Origin of the sequence: Maribellus sediminis (assembly GCF_011799805.1) — a bacterium.
GTDB lineage: Bacteria > Bacteroidota > Bacteroidia > Bacteroidales > Prolixibacteraceae > Draconibacterium > Draconibacterium sediminis_A.
This window is the reverse complement of record NZ_WXUB01000006.1, coordinates 190,700-207,937: the sequence shown is the minus strand read 5'-3', so window position 1 is coordinate 207,937 and position 17,238 is coordinate 190,700. Positions and strand designations below refer to the sequence as shown.

At 41.6% G+C, this 17,238-nt stretch carries 13 protein-coding genes; 9 read left to right on the top strand and 4 right to left on the bottom strand.

The genetic code is table 11. From position 1 onward, the window contains the following. Positions 1–12 precede the first annotated feature (12 nt). From HFD85_RS19820 to HFD85_RS19810, 3 genes are all read left to right on the top strand, one after another. Positions 13–1,131: a glycoside hydrolase family 88/105 protein gene (locus HFD85_RS19820; protein WP_240925082.1), complete on the top strand. Its 1,119-nt coding sequence runs from the start codon at positions 13–15 to the stop codon at positions 1,129–1,131. A 2-nt stretch (positions 1,132–1,133) separates the two neighbouring features. Continuing rightward, positions 1,134–3,929 carry a glycosyl hydrolase gene (locus HFD85_RS19815; protein ID WP_167613761.1) on the top strand — a complete coding sequence of 932 codons (2,796 nt, stop codon included), beginning with the start codon at positions 1,134–1,136 and terminating at the stop codon, positions 3,927–3,929. Positions 3,930–3,993: 64 nt separating this feature from the next. Next, a complete protein-coding gene (locus HFD85_RS19810; protein ID WP_167613759.1) occupies positions 3,994–5,505 on the top strand; it encodes a DUF4301 family protein in 1,512 nt (503 codons plus the stop codon). A 170-nt stretch (positions 5,506–5,675) separates the two neighbouring features. Here the strand turns inward: HFD85_RS19810 and HFD85_RS19805 are convergent, their stop codons facing one another. The 4 genes from HFD85_RS19805 to ric all read right to left on the bottom strand — a co-directional run bounded on the left by HFD85_RS19805 (position 5,676) and on the right by ric (position 10,539). Beyond that, positions 5,676–6,197, bottom strand: a complete 522-nt coding sequence (locus tag HFD85_RS19805; RefSeq protein ID WP_167613757.1) for a DUF1858 domain-containing protein — start codon at positions 6,195–6,197, stop codon at positions 5,676–5,678. A gap of 3 nt (positions 6,198–6,200) precedes the next feature. Beyond that, positions 6,201–7,430: a DUF438 domain-containing protein gene (locus HFD85_RS19800; protein WP_167613755.1), complete on the bottom strand. Its 1,230-nt coding sequence runs from the start codon at positions 7,428–7,430 to the stop codon at positions 6,201–6,203. Positions 7,431–7,574: 144 nt separating this feature from the next. Further along, positions 7,575–9,815 carry a nitric-oxide reductase large subunit gene (locus HFD85_RS19795; protein WP_167613753.1) on the bottom strand — a complete coding sequence of 747 codons (2,241 nt, stop codon included), beginning with the start codon at positions 9,813–9,815 and terminating at the stop codon, positions 7,575–7,577. Positions 9,816–9,843: 28 nt separating this feature from the next. Beyond that, positions 9,844–10,539, bottom strand: coding sequence for an iron-sulfur cluster repair di-iron protein (gene ric, locus HFD85_RS19790; RefSeq protein ID WP_167613751.1), 696 nt, complete (start codon positions 10,537–10,539; stop codon positions 9,844–9,846). Positions 10,540–10,649: 110 nt separating this feature from the next. Here ric and HFD85_RS19785 point away from each other — a divergent pair, with 110 nt between their 5' ends. From HFD85_RS19785 to HFD85_RS19760, 6 genes are all read left to right on the top strand, one after another. Continuing rightward, positions 10,650–11,087 carry an RrF2 family transcriptional regulator gene (locus HFD85_RS19785; protein ID WP_167613749.1) on the top strand — a complete coding sequence of 146 codons (438 nt, stop codon included), beginning with the start codon at positions 10,650–10,652 and terminating at the stop codon, positions 11,085–11,087. A 4-nt stretch (positions 11,088–11,091) separates the two neighbouring features. Next, positions 11,092–12,282, top strand: coding sequence for a PAS domain-containing protein (locus HFD85_RS19780; RefSeq protein WP_167613747.1), 1,191 nt, complete (start codon positions 11,092–11,094; stop codon positions 12,280–12,282). A 316-nt stretch (positions 12,283–12,598) separates the two neighbouring features. Then, complete coding sequence (locus HFD85_RS19775) at positions 12,599–13,639, top strand: LacI family DNA-binding transcriptional regulator (RefSeq protein ID WP_167613745.1); 1,041 nt, start codon at positions 12,599–12,601, stop codon at positions 13,637–13,639. Positions 13,640–13,692: 53 nt separating this feature from the next. Next, complete coding sequence (locus HFD85_RS19770; protein WP_167613743.1) at positions 13,693–15,636, top strand: FG-GAP repeat domain-containing protein; 1,944 nt, start codon at positions 13,693–13,695, stop codon at positions 15,634–15,636. Between the two features lie 8 nt (positions 15,637–15,644). Next, entirely contained in the window at positions 15,645–16,574 is a 930-nt protein-coding gene (locus HFD85_RS19765; RefSeq protein WP_206082037.1) for a dihydrodipicolinate synthase family protein, read from the top strand. A gap of 51 nt (positions 16,575–16,625) precedes the next feature. Next, entirely contained in the window at positions 16,626–17,228 is a 603-nt protein-coding gene (locus tag HFD85_RS19760) for a NanQ anomerase/TabA/YiaL family protein (protein ID WP_167613741.1), read from the top strand. Positions 17,229–17,238 lie beyond the last annotated feature (10 nt).

The window sequence follows — 17,238 nt, the reverse complement described above, 5'->3', positions numbered from 1 at the left end:
AACTATAAACGAATGAAAATCAAACTTAATTTTCTGATATGCTGTATGCTTGCATTGTCATTCTTGTCAGTGGCACAACAACTGCCTTCAAAACAGGAAGTTATTGATAAGATGGTGCTGACTAACGCCTACCTGATGAAGAAATGGCCGGACCCGGGAGTGAATGTAATTACAAACAGGGAACGACCGAGTAACCTTTGGACGCGTGGGGTTTATTACGAAGGATTAATTGCTTTGTATTCGATTAAGCCGGATAAAGCGTACCTCCAATATGCAATGGACTGGGGGCAGGCGCACAAGTGGGGCCTGCGAAATGGAAATCAAACACGACATGCCGATAACCAGTGTGCAGGGCAAACGTATCTTGCTATTTATCAAATCGATCCGAAACCGGAAATAATTAAAGATATTCAGACATCGGTTGACGGGATGCTGGCGACCGATAAAATCGACGACTGGAACTGGATTGATGCCCTGCAAATGGCAATGCCTGTTTTTGCTAAACTGGCAGTAATTACAGGTGATAAAAAATATTCGGAAAGAATGTACGAAATGTACATGGATACTAAGGTAACACAGGGCCTTTACAATAAAAAAGACGGTTTATGGTGGCGCGATGCCGACTTTCTGCCGCCTTACAAAGAGCCCAATGGCGAGGATTGTTACTGGAGCCGTGGAAATGGTTGGGTGGTAGCTGCACTTGTCCGTGTAATGGATATTTTACCCGAAGATGATCCGCACCAAAAAGAATACCTGAAAACCTACAAAGAAATGATGAAAGCTTTGTTGCCGCTTCAACGCGAAGACGGATTCTGGAACGTGAGTTTACACGATCCCGGTCACTTTGGAGGAAAGGAAACTACCGGAACTGCTTTATTTATTTATGGCATGGCCTGGGGTGTGAATAGAGGTATTCTTAAATCAAAAACATATCTTCCTGCGATTACTAAAGGCTGGAATGCTTTGGCGAATGAAGCAGTTCATGATAACGGATATTTAGGCTATGTGCAGGGAACCGGAAAAGAACCCAAAGACGGCCAGCCTGTGACTTACACCAGCAAACCAGATTTTGAAGATTACGGTTTGGGATGTTTTTTACTCGCAGGTTCCGAAGTTTATAAATTGCAATAATCATGAACAGAATTCATCTACTTATACTACTCGCATTTCTATTTATTGGTCAGTCATGTACTGATTCGAAACAAAAGACAGCATCAGCTGACTGGCCCGAAATAACAAACCAAACCAAACCATGGACACGTTGGTGGTGGCACGATAGTGCTGTTAATTCAAAAGATCTGACAGCAAATATGGAAGCCCTGGAAGAAGCCGGTTTTGGCGGTTTGGAAATAACACCCATTTACGGGGTAAAAGGCCACGAAAACGAAGCGCTGAAATTTCAGTCGGCAGATTGGATGAAAGCGTTTGAGTTTACACTGCAGGAAGGGAAGCGGCTCGATCTTGGGATTGACCTGGCCAATGCATCAGGCTGGCCGTTTGGTGGTCCGTGGATAGGTGCCGATGAGGCTTGTAAAAATGTTCAATACAAAACGTATTCATTAAAAGGTGGCGAACGACTAAATGAAAAAATTGAATTTATTCAACGACCACTGGTTAGGGCAGTTGGTCACCGGGTGGATATTTCGGAGGTGAAATTCCCGATCAGCAGCAATACCAACCTGCGCGAGTTGGCGCTCGATCAGGTACGTTTTGAAAAACCGCTGCCACTGCAGACTTTAATGGCCTACAACGAAAATGGAGAAAGTCTGGAATTGACTGACAAGGTAGATGAAAACGGAATACTTAACTGGGAAGCTCCTGAAGGGAACTGGCAGTTGTATGCACTGTTTGAAGGTTGGCACGGGAAAATGGTGGAACGTGCCGGCGACGGGGGAGAAGGAAATGTGATTGACCATTTTTCGGAAGAAGCGACAAGAAGCTTTCTAAAAGACTTTGACGATAACGCCGGAAATATTGACCTGTCGGGGTTAAGAGCGTTTTTTAACGATTCATATGAAGTAGACGATGCATCAGGTCAGGCCGACTGGACACCACTGTTTTTTGAAGAATTTGAAACGCGCCGGGGCTACGACCTGAAAAAGTACCTGCCTGCTTTGTTTGGTGAAACCGACCAGGAAACAAATAACCGTGTGTTGTGCGATTACCGTGAGACGATCTCAGACTTGCTGTTGGAGAAATTCACCAGGGTTTGGGCTGAATGGTCAGAATCGCACTGTGCAATAATACGTAACCAGGCGCACGGTTCGCCGGCAAATATTCTCGATTTGTACAGTGCCAGCCATATCCCTGAAACCGAAGGTACCGACCCTATGCGGATAAAAATGGCCACTTCGGCGGGTCATGTAAGTGGCAAGCCGCTGATCGCCTGCGAAGCTGCTACCTGGCTGAACGAGCATTTCAGGGCTAACCTGGCTGACGCAAAACAAAATTTCGATCGATACCTTGCAAACGGTGTCAATCATATCGTTTATCATGGAACACCTTATTCACCGCAGGATGCTGAGTGGCCGGGTTGGATGTTTTACGCGGCAGTTCATTTTGCACCCACCAACAGTTTGTGGCCCGATATGAAAGCATTAAACGATTACGTGGCGAACTGCCAGTCGTTTATGCAGCATTCAACCCCCGATAATGACGTTTTACTTTACTTCCCGATCTATGATGCCTGGTCGGAACGGGGAAGAGAAATGTTGCGCCATTTTGGAGGGCACACCGAAAGCCTGACCAAAGAAATCAGCGAACAACTTTTGAGCAAAGGATACACTTACGACTATATTTCCGACAGGCAAATTCAGCAGCTTGAAAACAAAGGAGAAGCGATAATTGCACCCGGAGGAAATTACAAAACAATCTTAGTTCCGGCTTGTACCTTTATTCCTTTGGAAACAATGGAAAAGCTGGTGCACCTGTCAGAAAAAGGAGCGACAGTAATTTTCGAGGATCAACTACCGGAAAGCGTTCCGGGAATGTTTGATATGGAAGAACGTCAGCAGAAATTTCAGAACTTGCTTGCAGCCATTCAAACCAAAAATGAAAAAATACTGGTAGGTGAGAATGTTGAAGAGATGCTGGTAAAAGTGAATGTTTTTCCTGAAGCTCTGGCAGAATCAGGCCTTTGGTTTAATAGAGTAAATCGCGCAGAGGGAACCTGTTATTTTATCAGCAACTGGAGCGATGCACCTGTCGATCAATGGATAAGCCTGCAAAGCACCGGGAAAAGTGCAGCCTGGTTTAATCCGATGAACCGTGAAAAAGGAAAGGCAAAAATGACAGCTGAAAATAAAAATCAGACGGAAGTTTACCTGCAATTACAGCCGGGGCAAAGCATGATTTTGCAATTCTACGACGGTGTAATTAATCTTGAGGATTATCCTGTCCGGAATTCGACTGGTGAAAAATCTGCCTTGAATGGCGAGTGGACAGTCGCTTTTGAAAAAGGCGGACCAACACTGCCGGCATCTTTTAAAACTTCAGAATTAAAATCCTGGACAGAACAATCGGAAGAGTTGGCGAAATTTTCAGGAACGGCCAGCTATAAAACAACTTTTGAAATGCCGAACGGAGAAGCAACAGCCTATCTTTTGGATTTGGGCGAGGTGCATGAATCGGCTTCTGTATACCTGAACGGTGAAAAATTAGGGACTTTAATCGGCCCGGTTTATGGCATCGAAATCAAGGCAGAAAGTCTAAAACAGACGAATGAACTGGAAGTAAAAGTGTCGAACCTGATGGCCAACCGGATTATCGAAATGGATAAAAACGGGGAGGTTTACAAAAAATTCTACAACATAAACTTTGCGGCTAACAAGCGCGAGAATGTAGGTCCGGATGGACTGTTTACGGCTGCAAAATGGTCTCCGCTTCCATCAGGATTACTGGGGCCGGTTAGTTTAAATCCTCTTAAGTGATTTAGGTTTTTCGTAAAGGGATGTGATTCAAAATTGTATTTTTGCAGTTCAAAATCAAAAACCAATGGATTTCAACCAAAAAGATTTAGACCAAATAGCAGCACTTGGAATTTCGCCTGAAGAAGTAGAACAGCAAATAAGCCGCTTTAAAAACGGCTTCCCCGATTTGAATTTATTTGCTCCGGTTGAACCGGGAAATGGCCTGAAAAAGCTAAGTCCGGAAGAATTAGGCGCATTTATCGACCTATTCGAAAAACAAGGCATTAAAAATGAACTGGTGAAATTTGTGCCGGCTTCCGGTGCAGCCAGCCGGATGTTCAAGATGTTGTACAATTTTCTGGATGGAGCAATTTCGGCTGAAGATTCTGACGTGCAGCAATTTTTTAACGGACTAAAGAATTTTGCGTTTTACGACGAGTTGGTTGAAGTTTTAGGTGTGGATGCAAACTTTGCAATTGAAGCGAGAGATAAAAAAGTTGTTGAAGCTTTGCTGACCGAGAATGGTTTGAACTATGGTTTTTTGCCTAAAGCGCTTTTAGCCTTTCATAGATACGAAGCCGGGAAAGTAACCAAAGCAATTGACGAGCATTTGGTTGAAGGGGCTGCTTATGCAGCGGATGAAAATGGAGTAGTGAAGCTTCATTTTACGGTTTCAGCCGAACATATGGATTTGATTAAGGCACACATTGCCAGGGTAAAACCGGTTTATGAGTCAGAATTCGATAAAACCTATGATATATCTTATTCGGTTCAGGATAAAGCTACAGATACACTGGCAGTGGACTTGAATAACGTTCCGTTTCGCAAAGAAAATGGTGAACTACTTTTTCGTCCGGGAGGTCATGGAGCTTTGCTGAAGAACCTCGATGCTATTGAAGGCGACATTGTTTTCATCAAGAATGTTGATAATGTGGCGGCACAATGGCTCATAAAAGACACCGTCGATTATAAAAAAGCGCTGGGCGGAATTTTGGTTGACCTTCAAAACAAGGTTTTTGAATACTGTAATCAACTCGAAAATTTTACCGAACCTGAAGAGGAGCTTGAATACGAGATTAGTGTGTTTCTTTCAGAAAAATTAGGTTATAAACTGCCGGATTCATTTACGAAAAAAACATCGGAGGAGAAGCTTGAATTATTGTTTAAGATACTGAACCGGCCGATTCGTATTTGCGGCGTTGTTGAGAGCTCGGGTACAGGTGGCGGCCCGTTTTGGGTAAGCCACAATGATGGAACGCAAACCCTGCAACTGGTGGAAACAGCACAGGTAAATCTTGAAAAGGCAGATCAGGTTGCTATTTTGAATGCCTCGTGTTATGCCAATATTACTGACCTTGTTTGTGGCGTAAAAAACTACAAGGGAGAGCCGTTTGATTTGCTGCAGTTTCGTGATCCCGATACCGGATTTATTGCCGAAAAATCAGCAGGCGGAAAAGTCTTAAAAGCGATGGAACTACCCGGTTTATGGAACGGCGCCATGAGCGACTGGAATACCGTATTTGTAGAAGTACCGATAACTACCTTTAATCCAGTAAAAACCGTTCTCGATCTTTTAAAGAAAGAACATCAGGGATAATTGGCGGCACCGGTTCGTAACATTTGATTTTGGGTTAATAAGGTAATAATCGTATTTACAGCATGTAACCGGATTCTACGTGTATAAATTGAATCGACTTAGGTTAGTTGTATAATTGTAAGGAAGGATGTGACGAGACAGTAAGAATGGTGTAATCACAACATTCGTTTTTACTTATAAAAGTACACCAAAAACAGTTCTTGATTTTCCTGTTTTACCCAGTGGTCAAATCCCAGACTACTGGCTTTGTCGATCAATGGAGCCGGCACAAAAGGAGCTATTAGTTTATAGATTTTGTTGTCGGGCAAACGCCTCAGGTCGGCGATAACCTGGTTAACCGGATGTTCTCCTGCTGCCAGCATTTCCCGAACATCCAACTCCTGAACGACTTTTTCTTCAATAAACCACCCCGGAACAATAGTATTATAGTTGCTACCGCTTTCCTGCGAAAGAATATCCTGTCCCACTTCTTTACGCAGAACGTTGATTAAATCTTCAACTTTTACGCCACCAACCGCAGCTGCTTGTTGCAGTGTAGCGATTTTGGCGACCGTTTTTCGCAGAACCGGATTCTTCAGTTTTTTGAATGCCGGAACATAATCGATTAACACATCCTCCAGTTGTGGATAGGCCTCAATCAATTGCAGCACCTTTGTTTTTGGTGTGATGATAAGTATCTCTTTAGCTTCCATTTTTTATTTGTATGATAATATTCGTTGTTCTCCTTCCAGTGAGCGATCATGTGTTAAGTCGCGAGAAACCTCCAAAGTTCCCAAATATTCGCCGGCGTCGTTATGCAAAGCAAAGTATTCGATATGGATAAAACGGCCACCCATATTTATCCAAAACGGAGCACGGTTTTGTTTGCCGCTTTTAAAATTTTCCAGAATTTTATCGACGATATGAGCGCTTGCCGGAGGATGACAGTGGCGTACATCGCGGTTCAAAATGGCCCGGTTGCGTTGAAAAATACGATCTTTACTCTGGGTAAAATATTTTACTTTATCGTTGCGGTCAACAAATGTCATGTCAACCGGGATGGTGTTTAAAATGGATAAAAGCTCTTCGGCGGTAAAGTTTCCTGACGGAAGTTGAATGTTCTTGCCCTCCTTTTGCGCAGCATTAATGCTTTCGGGCTCTACTCCTTCAGGTTTCCATTCAATCTGTGGATCGTAAAGGCAGTAGCCAATTTCAAGCGATTGTTTTTGTATTTCGTACCAATCAGCATCCGAAAGTGTATCCATCATCATCGGGAAAAGAATTTCTTCTTCTTTAATGGTCATTTCGTAAACACCTTTCAATGCCGGTAATAATATGATCTCAGCAGATGCAGTCAAATCTTCGCTTTCAATTTCGTCAAGCTGAAGAATTTCGGTACTTCCTTTTAATTGTTCACGAATTTCATCGTGTTTGCCCCACATTACTTTTGGTGGCCCAGTTATGCCGGCCTTTTCAAGATAGGGGAATAGTAAATATTCTTTTCGCTGATAATGTTTGTCGACATCCATTAACTGGTTGAAAGCACCTCGGATTTTCAATACGGCCTGTTTAAAGTCTTCTCCTTTACGGTATTTGATTGCCAGCAATTCCTCGGTTGTATTGTCGGATAAACGTTTCAGCATTTTGTTTTCCTGCAGCATGACGTCAACCGGATGGCCCTCGGGAATTGATTTAGAAGCCGACAGATCGACGGCACCATGCAGAACGGCTGAATGGGCATCACAAAGCTTAAGCACCTCTTCTTCCGGCAAGCCTTCTGCAATCAGTTCCTGTTCCACTTCCACAACTTCGCCGTAGGGTATGTTGCTTAGGTTTTCCAATAATTCCTGCCTGACATCATCGGTAGAATCTCCGGCATGCAGCCTCAAAATTGATTCTTTAAGTCTGGCTTTTCTGTGCTTCGAGTTGTCGATGAATTCGCTCATTCTAATTTATGTTGATTATCATTCTGCGTAACGAGTCTACGGAAATAAAAGTTTTCAAAACATGAAAAAGGAGGGATATACTGCGCCCAAAATCCGGACACAGTACATCCGCATACCTCTCACCCAGACTCCCCCGTTTAATTCTTATTCCTGATTCTTCAGGCTCCATCCGAATTTCAGCCCGAAAATGAACCAGGCCAGCGCTACAGTTCCCAGTGCAAAAATGGTATCGCCAATTACACGCAACCATTTAAAAGTGATCAGGTAAGGCTGTTGCATAAATTCTGCTGAACGTGCCCACCATAATCCTTCTTTTACACTGGCAACGGTTTGTGCCAGACCAATTGGGAGCACACTGATCAAAACCATTGCGGCTAAACCAATATTGATGCTCCAAAAGGCAAATTTTATCCAGCGGTCTTTCCAAACCACATCTTTGTTCATATCGCGTAATACAAACAGCATAAGACCTATTCCCAGCATTCCATACACCCCAAATAAGGCAGTGTGTCCGTGCACAGGAGTCGTATTCAATCCCTGCATATAATACAAGGCTGTGGGTGGATTAATGAGGAATCCAAAAATACCTGCACCAACCAGGTTCCAGAAAGCCACGGCGATAAAGCTGTAAATAGGCCATTTATAGGCTTTAATCCATTCCGAACTTCGGCTTACTTTCAAATTATCGAAGGCTTCGAAACCCATTAATACAAGTGGCACTACCTCAAGCGCACTGAAAGTTGCTCCGAGCGCCATTACTGCGGTTGGCGTACCCGTAAAATACAAATGGTGAAATGTGCCGAGTATTCCTCCCGACAAAAAGATTATGGTAGAAAACAATACCGCCAAAGTAGCCGTACCCGCTTTAATAATTTCCAACCGAACAAAAAGAAAAGCCACAACCACAGCAGCAAATACCTCGAAAAATCCTTCTACCCAAAGGTGCACAACCCACCATCTCCAGTATTCAGCTATGGCCAGGTTAGTTTGTCTTCCCCACATTAATCCGGCGCCGTAAAAAGCTGCGATGGCTATGGTTGAGATCAAAAATAAGATCAGCAGGTTTCTGTTTTCTGATTTTTGTTTGAGTGCCGGATAGATGGCCCGCCCCATTAACAGTAACCAGATAATTAAACCGACAAAAAGGAATATTTGCCAGAAACGCCCCAAATCAACGTATTCGTAGCCCTGGTGACCAAACCAAAAATTAGTTACCAAACCTAGTTTTTGCATTACGCCCATCCACTGACCTGCCAATGATCCTACAACGATGACAAGCAAAGCCAGGAACAGAAAGTTAACACCGAGTTTCTGAAATTTTGGTTCTATACCCGATATGGCCGGGGCATAATATAATCCGGTGGCCAACCACGAGGTGGCGATCCAGAAAATGGCAATCTGAACGTGCCAGGTTCTTGAAACAGAGTAGGGAAGCCAATCGGATAAAGGAATACCGTACAAGGCTTGCCCTTCAACGCCGTAGTGAGCAGTGATTACGCCCATTATAACCTGTACCAAAAGGAGTGCAGAAACCACCCAGAAATACTTGACGGTTGCTTTTTGAGATGGCGTTTGTTTTTCACCTTTCAACGGAAATATTTTTGGTGCCACTTCCTCTTCATTGCGACGGCGGGCATAATAAATTGACATTAATCCAATTCCGGCCAAAAGAATTATCACACTGAAACCGGTCCATAAGTGCAATTCTCCCGTAGGTCTGTTTCCTACCAGCTCTTCTGCAGGCCAGTTATTTGTATAGGTTATATCCTTATTCGGCCGTTCTGTAACACAGGCCCATGAGATCCAAAAGAAAAAACTGTTGAGTAATCGAACTCGCTCTTCCGTTTTTAAAGTGTTCTCCGGAATGCTGTAGGCATCACGAAGATCAGCCATGTCAGGATTATCGGTGAACAGCCCTGCATAGAACTCACTGTTGCTTTGAATGGCTTTTGCCCGCAAGTCGGAAATAGTCAAAACCTTTGATTCAGGATCATAGGTATTTTTGCGCAGGTCTTTTTGCAGGATAATTTTTAAAGAAGCCTGTTTCTCTTCACTTAACTGATCGTAAGGAATTCCTTCGCTTTCATTCGCGAGTTCGTTCAGCATAAAAACCGCTTCTTTGTGCAGCCAGTCGGCACTCCAGTCGGGAGCCTGGTAGGCACCATGTCCCCACACTGTGCCTAACTCTTGTCCGCCCATTGATTGCCAAACATTTTGTCCATCCTTTATATCCTGCCCCAAAAACAGAACTTCGCCGGATGTTGTCATTACTTTCTCAGGAATGGGTGGTGCTTTACGGTAAATTTCATTTCCGTAAAATAACAATACACTAAAGGAAATAACCATCACGGCAATAAAGCCCAACCATAATTTTTTTGCTTTCATAATTAGCTGATTAGAATTTGATTTAGTTTTATAGTTTTAGTGCCTTTGGGAATAAAATATTGTTTTCGAGATGCACATGAACATGCAAGTCGTCCTCAAATTGTTTCATGGTTTTGAATGCAACCTCATAAGTACTGCAAGCGTCTACAGGAGTTTTGTAACCTTCTGTTGTTTTGTTGATTTTGTCAAAAACTCCGCCGGCAAAATCATGTTCTCCCAACATCCGTGTTATTTCTGAAACAATAGTCGATTTAGTATCATTACCAGGGTTTGCCAGATAGGAAAGAATGGCAGGAAACAAAACGTTCTCTTCCATTTCTAAATGCAAGGTCAACTCTTCACTTACATTCTTGACATCGTGCGCTATTTGAATCAGCTCAGGATGTCTTTCGCCATGTACATTTGCTATTTTCCCGGTATAAAACAGCAACTCGGGCAAGGTGTTTTTTACATAGGTATGATGGACGTTTTGAATATAGTCGATCAAAAAATTCAAGCTCCAGTCCTTGAAATTCATATTCGCATTAAACTCTTCCTGCTTTATTTCTTCAACCTTAATTTCTAAGGTCGAAACGTCAATTCCCAATTCTTCACATGCTTGTCCCACCGTTTGTTTTCCACCACAACAGAAATCAATACCAACCTCTGTAAATACTCGGGATGTTCTGAAGTCGTCAGCTACAATTTCGCCGATCTGCCGTTGCTTAAATTCTATCTGATTCATTGTATTTTAACTTTAATCTTTGCCAAATATAAATATATTTTTTTAATATGGACCAAAAGGTCCATTAGTCGATTGAAAAAATGTTTATTTTTACAAGCAAAAGAATTAAAGTGTTTAAGAAAGAAACAGAATATGCTTTAAGAGGACTGGTTTATATCAGCCGGCAAAACCAGGAGGGAAGAAGTCCTGGAATTTCAGAGATCTCAACTGAAGTTGAAACACCGTTGCATTACATGGCAAAAATTTTACAACGTCTTGTGCGATTGGGGTTCATTCAATCATCAAAAGGTAAAAACGGAGGCTATTCTTTCAATCCCGATAAGCCCGATCTCACATTGAAAGAAGTCATTGTAAGTATTGAAGGTGACGGCTTGTTTAACGGATGTGGATTTGGCTTAAAGCAATGTGACGAACAAAATCCTTGTCCACTTCATACATCATATGCACCTATACGTAATGCCCTGAACCAATTGGTGAATGAAGAAACCATTCAGAATTTAGCCGATAACAACAGTTCTGCGTTTGACATTATATTAAACCGAAAATAGAAACATGTCGGAATTAAGCAATCATCGAAGTCAGCGCCTTGAAAAACTAAAGGAATTGTTTTCAGCTATTTTGAGGAGTGATAACGTAAAAGAGCTTTACGAAAAATATAAGGGAATTATCGGTTTGTGCGTGCCAACTGATATTGTGTATCTGGTGGATGAACTGGTGAAGATGGAAATTCCAATGCCCGAGCTTAAGAAGGGAATCAATAAACTATTGAATTTACTTTATAAAACCATAGCCGAATATCCTTATTTTCCACCTCGCGAAAAAAGCTTTTTATGGGTATGTGTGGAAAATAACCGCCTGATGTTGCAAAAATTGACTGAGCTGAAACCTGTCATAAAAGAATTAAACAGGAAGAATAATTCAGACGGTTTAAGTAAATCGGCAGTTGAAAAACTGGTTGAATTAGAGAGCTTCTCAAAGTACTACCTGATTAAAGAAAATCTGCTTTTTCCGGTCATCGAGAAACATGTACCCGAATTTCGCTGTTTGTCGGTAATGTGGTCTTTTCATGACGACATCAAACGGAATTTAAAAAGGTGCATTGAAATAGCGGAAAAAGGTATTTCCGACCAAACGGAGTTTAACCGATTGATTGGAGAGATCTATTTTAATATGAATGCAGTTAAATTCAGAGAGGAACGGATATTATTTCCACTGGTTGAAGAAAAAGTTCCTGAAAAAGAATTGGACACTCTTTTAGTCGAAGCTCTGGAAATTGGTTTTCCGTTTTATGAACCTGACCTGCTTGCAAACGAGTCGCAAATTGATTCAACCCCGGATCAAAACATGAATCTCGGGACAGGAAATCTAACAGTTGAACAGGTGAGATTACTATTTAATCATTTGCCGGTTGATCTGACATTTGTCGACGAGAATGATACGGTTCAATATTTTTCAGCACCAAAAAAACGAATTTTCCCCCGCACCAAAGCGATCATCGGTCGTGATGTTCACAATTGTCACCCAAAAGAAAGTGTGCATGTAGTGGAAAAAATTATCCGGTCATTTAAAGCAGGAGAAAAGGATGATGCCAGTTTTTGGATAACGATGAACGGAGAAATGCTCTTGATTCAATATTTTGCCATTCGCGATGATTCCGGGACTTATAAAGGTGTTGTGGAAGTATCTCAGGAGATTACCGGAATCCAACAACTCACAGGCGAAAAGAAGCTTTTGGATTGGTAGGCATTATAGGTGAAAGTTGAAGGATAACCGCGTGTAATGTCTTTTCGGAATGTGCCACCATTCGTTGAATTTTAAAATCCTTTTATTACCTGTGTTATCAGGTAGGATCATCAAAAAAAATGCAGTTAATCCCCTCTGTCGTTTTCCTTTTCCGGAATAACAAAACATTCTTTTGGCTATATCAATGTTGCCATTAACGATGTAAATTCGAAAATATCACAAAAAAAAAATACAAAATGCTTGTTTGCTAAAACGAATTAGCATATATTTGTAGCTAAATCGAATTAGCAGATAAGCTGTTGAATGTTAAACCAAAATGTCAAACGAAAAAAGAACTTCAATAAAAGATCTGGCGGCCTCATTGGGCGTGTCTACTGCATTGGTTTCTTTTGTGTTAAATGGTAAAGCTAAGCAACACAGGATAAGTGAGGAAATGGCACAGCGTGTCATAAAAAAAGCGAAGGAGATGAATTATTCTCCCAACCTGGTTGCAAAGAACCTACGTGGAGGAAAGTCACAGCTTATTGGTGTTTTGGTTACCGATATATCCAATCCTTTTTACTCAACGATATCCAGAATTATTGAAGACCGGGCGAGCGAACTCGACTATACGGTTTTGTTCAGTAGTTCGGACGAGGACCTGGAAAGTACCAAAAGACTCATAAGAGTTTTGGTTAACAAAGGTGTGGAGGGCTTAATTGTTGTGCCTTGTGATGGTTCCAAAGAAGTCATTGAAGAACTTTGCCATGACGAGGTGCCACTTGTACTTGTCGACAGGCATTTCCCGGATGTAAAAGTGGGTTACTCTGTTTTGGACAATTTCAAAGCAACGGAACTCATTACCCGACATTTAATTGAAAATGGTTACAGCAGGATATCAGTTATTTCTTATGAAACTGAAATGAACCACATTAAAGAACGTGTTGCCGGCTATGAAGAAACCATGCGTAAAGCCGGTTTTACAGAATATTTGAACGTCAACCGAATAAATTTATCCAATCCGCGATCGGAAATGCACGATACCTTAAAACGATTGTTGAAAGCGAAAACCGATGCTGTGGTCTGTTTAACCAATATGCTATCCGTAAATGGGATCTATTGTTTGAAGGAAATGAAAGTGAGAATTCCGGAAGACCTCGCTTTTGTTGGGTTTAACCGAAGTGATGTTTTTAATTTACTTGAAAATCCCATCACTTATATTAAACAACCTCTTGAAAGAATTGCCATTGAAGCGGTTAATATTTTAGTAGATAAGATAAATAATGACAATACCCGCGGAAAAGGGTTTATTGCTGAGCCAGAACTCGTAATTCAAAGTTCGACTCCTAAAAAGAAGGTGCTTAGCAGACTTGATTAATATTTTTACAATAAATAGCTAAAACGATTAAGCTAAACTGATACTATATATCAATGAAAAACTTTAAATTTTTGAACCTGCTTATTTTTATTGTTTTCGCGTTTTGCAGCACCGCACAAACGGCAGATGATATTCGGGTAAAGTATAATAATCCGGACCTTGTGGTGAATTTAGGTACAGGACTCTGGGGAACACCCATTCCGCTTGATTATAACAATGACGGGCTTATCGATATCATCATGTCGTGCCCCGATACTCCTTACAAAGGCTTATATTATTATCAGAACATTGGCACAGCGGAAAAGCCACTTTTCGACGTCTCAAAAAAGCTTTCGGACAGGGCTTTTAAGAATATTCAGGCATCGTATGCAAACGGCGAGTTACATGTGTTCCGTCAGGAAATCGAATTCAAAAATTTCAAAGAAAATATTTATTCTCAGCCGGATACAGTAAGAGTTGATGTTCTGCCGGCAAGCGACTTTAAAAAAGTGAGAAGCAACATGTGGAGCTATGTTGATTTTGACAACGACGGCGATTTGGACCTCATTAACGGAATTGACGATTGGTTTGAGTACGGCTGGGACAATGCTTACGATGAAAACGGCATTTGGAAAAACGGACCGCTTCGTGGTTTTGTATATTTCATCGAAAACAAGAACGGTAAATATGTAAGCAAAGGGAAAATTGTGGCAGCCAATCAGCCCATTGAAACCTATGGTGCGCCCGGTGCCAACATGGCCGACTTTGATAACGATGGAAAAGCCGATCTGATTTGCGGAGAGTTCGTTGATAAACTCACCTGGTATAAAAACATTGGATCGCCCTCAAATCCTGAATTCCGGAAGGGACAGATCTTAATAGATAAAAAGGGAGATACCATCCGTCTGCACGTTCAAATGATTACACCAACTTCAATAGACTTTAATAATGATGGTTTTGTCGATTTATTGGTGGGTGACGAAGACGGCAGTGTTGCTTACCTGAAAAACACAGGAAAGACAAAAAACAACGCACCGGTTTTCGAGCCGCTGGTTTATCTGAAACAAAAGGCGGACAATTTAAAGTTTGGAGCGCTTTCAACACCTTATTCAGTTGATTGGGACAACGATGGCGATGAAGATATAATTTGCGGGAACTCAGCCGGGAACATCTGTTTTATTGAAAACCTGGGCGGAGGTAAAAATCCCAAATGGAATGCCCCGGTCTTGCTCAAAACAAATGGTAAAGACATTCGGATTTTAGCCGGTAAAAATGGTTCCATTCAGGGGCCGGCCGAAGAAAAATGGGGATACATGACGTTAAGTGTTGCCGATTGGGACAATGATGGAAAGAAGGACATAATTGCCAATTCGATTTTCGGGAAAGTTATCTGGTATAAAAACACCGGTGATCTTTTAAATCTTGAAGGTCCGTATTCGGTAAAAGTAAATTGGGAGGGAGAACCTTTAAAACCGGCCTGGAACTGGTGGGATCCTGAACCAACCGAACTGGTAACGCAATGGAGAACTACGCCTTACGCCATCGACTGGAACGGTGATGGTTTGAATGATCTGGTCATGCTCGACCATGAAGGATATTTGAGTTTTTACGAGCGTTTTAAAAAGGACGGACAGTTGTGGTTAAAACCGGGCAAACGAATCTTCTACCTGGTGAATGAAAAAGAAGATTCCGGCAATAAGGAAGAACTGCTGCGATTAACTGACGGAATCGGTGGACGATCGGGGCGCAGAAAGCTGTGTTTTGTGGACTGGAACAATGATGGCAGAATGGATTTAATAGTGAACACCAACAACGGAAATGCCGGATACTACGAAAACACAAGGCAAAAAGGCAACAGCGCATATTTTGAAAACAAAGGAAACATTAGTGACATCATTTTATCAGGCCATACCACAAGTCCGACTCCAATAGATTGGAACAATGACGGAAAGTATGACATCCTCCTGGGAGCTGAAGATGGACATTTCTATTTCTTAAAAAATAAAACCTTTAAATAAGAACATTAATGAAACAAAAATTACGGGGAATAGTACCTCCCTTGATCACGCCTTTATTGGATAACGATACCCTTGACATTGAAGGTCTGGAAAGACTGATTGAGCATGTTATTGAAGGAGGTGTACACGGTATATTCATTCTCGGAACTACTGGAGAAGGCCCCAGTCTGAGTTTCAACCTTCAAACCAAGATGATACAGGAATCGAGCCGGATTTTAAACGGGCGTGTACCTCTTTTGGTAGGCATTTCGCATACATCCATAGTTGAAAGTATTCGGCTTTCGCAGGTGGCTTACGAAGCAGGCGCCGATGCGGTGGTTTCTGCGCCGCCTTATTATTTCCCGTTGGAACAAACTGAGCTGGCCATGTTTTACGAAAACCTGGTGCGTTCGCTGGAATTGCCGCTTTACCTCTACAATATGCCGGGTATGACGAAAGTTTCTTTTGCACCATCAACCATCCGAAGAATTGCCGAGAATCCCAAAGTGATTGGTTTTAAAGACAGTTCGGGAAACGGTACCTATTTTCAGTCGGTAATGCATGCCATGCGCGATCGCAGCGATTTTTCATTTTTTATAGGACCCGAAGAGATGATGGCCGAGGTGGTGATGATGGGAGCCGATGGCGGTGTGAACGGTGGTGCAAATATCTTTCCAAAATTATATGTGGATTTGTACAATTCAGCATTTGAAGGAAACATAACAGAAGTCAGGAGATTGCAGGAAAAAGTAATGCAGGTGTCTTCAACAATATACAACGTGGGAAAATATGGATCCAGCTTTTTGATGAGTGTAAAATGTGCGCTATCGGTATTAGGTATTTGCAACAACATTCTGGAGCAACCTTTAATGAATTTTAGTTCGAAAGAACAGGCAGAAGTGATTCAAGCAATAGAGGATTTACAACTCATTAAAACAAAAGTTCAAAGAAGCTCATAAATAAATCATTTGCCACATAGCTAAAACGATTAAGCAAATATGTGTAAAAATATGAAGAGAAAAAGAGTTTTATCAATAACAGTGGTTGCGGTGTACTTCCTGTTTTCTGTGGGATGCTCCTCAACTGGAAAACGTACACAAATGAAGTCGGTTCATATTACAGCAAATACAATTCGAAGTGATTTTATGGCTAAGCCGGACACATCGATAAATATTAAACAACTAAAGAAACATTTTGATAAATATCCTGAAAGATGGAACAGTGTTTTTAAGTTGCTGGTTGAGACTGATCTGAAAAGCCTTGAACCCGGGCGAATAGATATAAATGAAAATGTTTACGCAGTTGTGAGTGAATACGAGACTAAAAACCCTTTGGATGCAAAGTATGAGTCGCATAGGAAATTTATTGATTTACAATATATTATTTCCGGCGAAGAATACATCGGATTAACCCATCGTAAAGATCTTGATGTAATTTCTCCTTATGATGAAGAGAAAGATATAGCATTTTTTGAATTTGACGGTGGGGACATGCTTTTAGCCTCGCCATCTACATACTTTATTTTTTTTCCAGAAGATATTCACAGGCCTTGTATTCAGGTTAACGAAGCGAGTATTGTCCGAAAGATTGTCTTTAAAATACAAGTCAACTGATATTTAGTAA

Excerpts from the sequence above, each read along its gene's own strand:
- HFD85_RS19820 (WP_240925082.1), top strand. The coding sequence starts at position 13 with ATGAAAATCAAACTTAATTTTCTGATATGCTGTATGCTTGCATTGTCA.
- HFD85_RS19815 (WP_167613761.1), top strand. The coding sequence starts at position 1,134 with ATGAACAGAATTCATCTACTTATACTACTCGCATTTCTATTTATTGGT.
- HFD85_RS19810 (WP_167613759.1), top strand. The coding sequence starts at position 3,994 with ATGGATTTCAACCAAAAAGATTTAGACCAAATAGCAGCACTTGGAATT.
- HFD85_RS19805 (WP_167613757.1), bottom strand. The coding sequence starts at position 6,197 with ATGGAAGCTAAAGAGATACTTATCATCACACCAAAAACAAAGGTGCTG.
- HFD85_RS19800 (WP_167613755.1), bottom strand. The coding sequence starts at position 7,430 with ATGAGCGAATTCATCGACAACTCGAAGCACAGAAAAGCCAGACTTAAA.
- HFD85_RS19795 (WP_167613753.1), bottom strand. The coding sequence starts at position 9,815 with ATGAAAGCAAAAAAATTATGGTTGGGCTTTATTGCCGTGATGGTTATT.
- ric (WP_167613751.1), bottom strand. The coding sequence starts at position 10,539 with ATGAATCAGATAGAATTTAAGCAACGGCAGATCGGCGAAATTGTAGCT.
- HFD85_RS19780 (WP_167613747.1), top strand. The coding sequence starts at position 11,092 with ATGTCGGAATTAAGCAATCATCGAAGTCAGCGCCTTGAAAAACTAAAG.
- HFD85_RS19775 (WP_167613745.1), top strand. The coding sequence starts at position 12,599 with ATGTCAAACGAAAAAAGAACTTCAATAAAAGATCTGGCGGCCTCATTG.
- HFD85_RS19770 (WP_167613743.1), top strand. The coding sequence starts at position 13,693 with ATGAAAAACTTTAAATTTTTGAACCTGCTTATTTTTATTGTTTTCGCG.
- HFD85_RS19765 (WP_206082037.1), top strand. The coding sequence starts at position 15,645 with ATGAAACAAAAATTACGGGGAATAGTACCTCCCTTGATCACGCCTTTA.
- HFD85_RS19760 (WP_167613741.1), top strand. The coding sequence starts at position 16,626 with ATGAAGAGAAAAAGAGTTTTATCAATAACAGTGGTTGCGGTGTACTTC.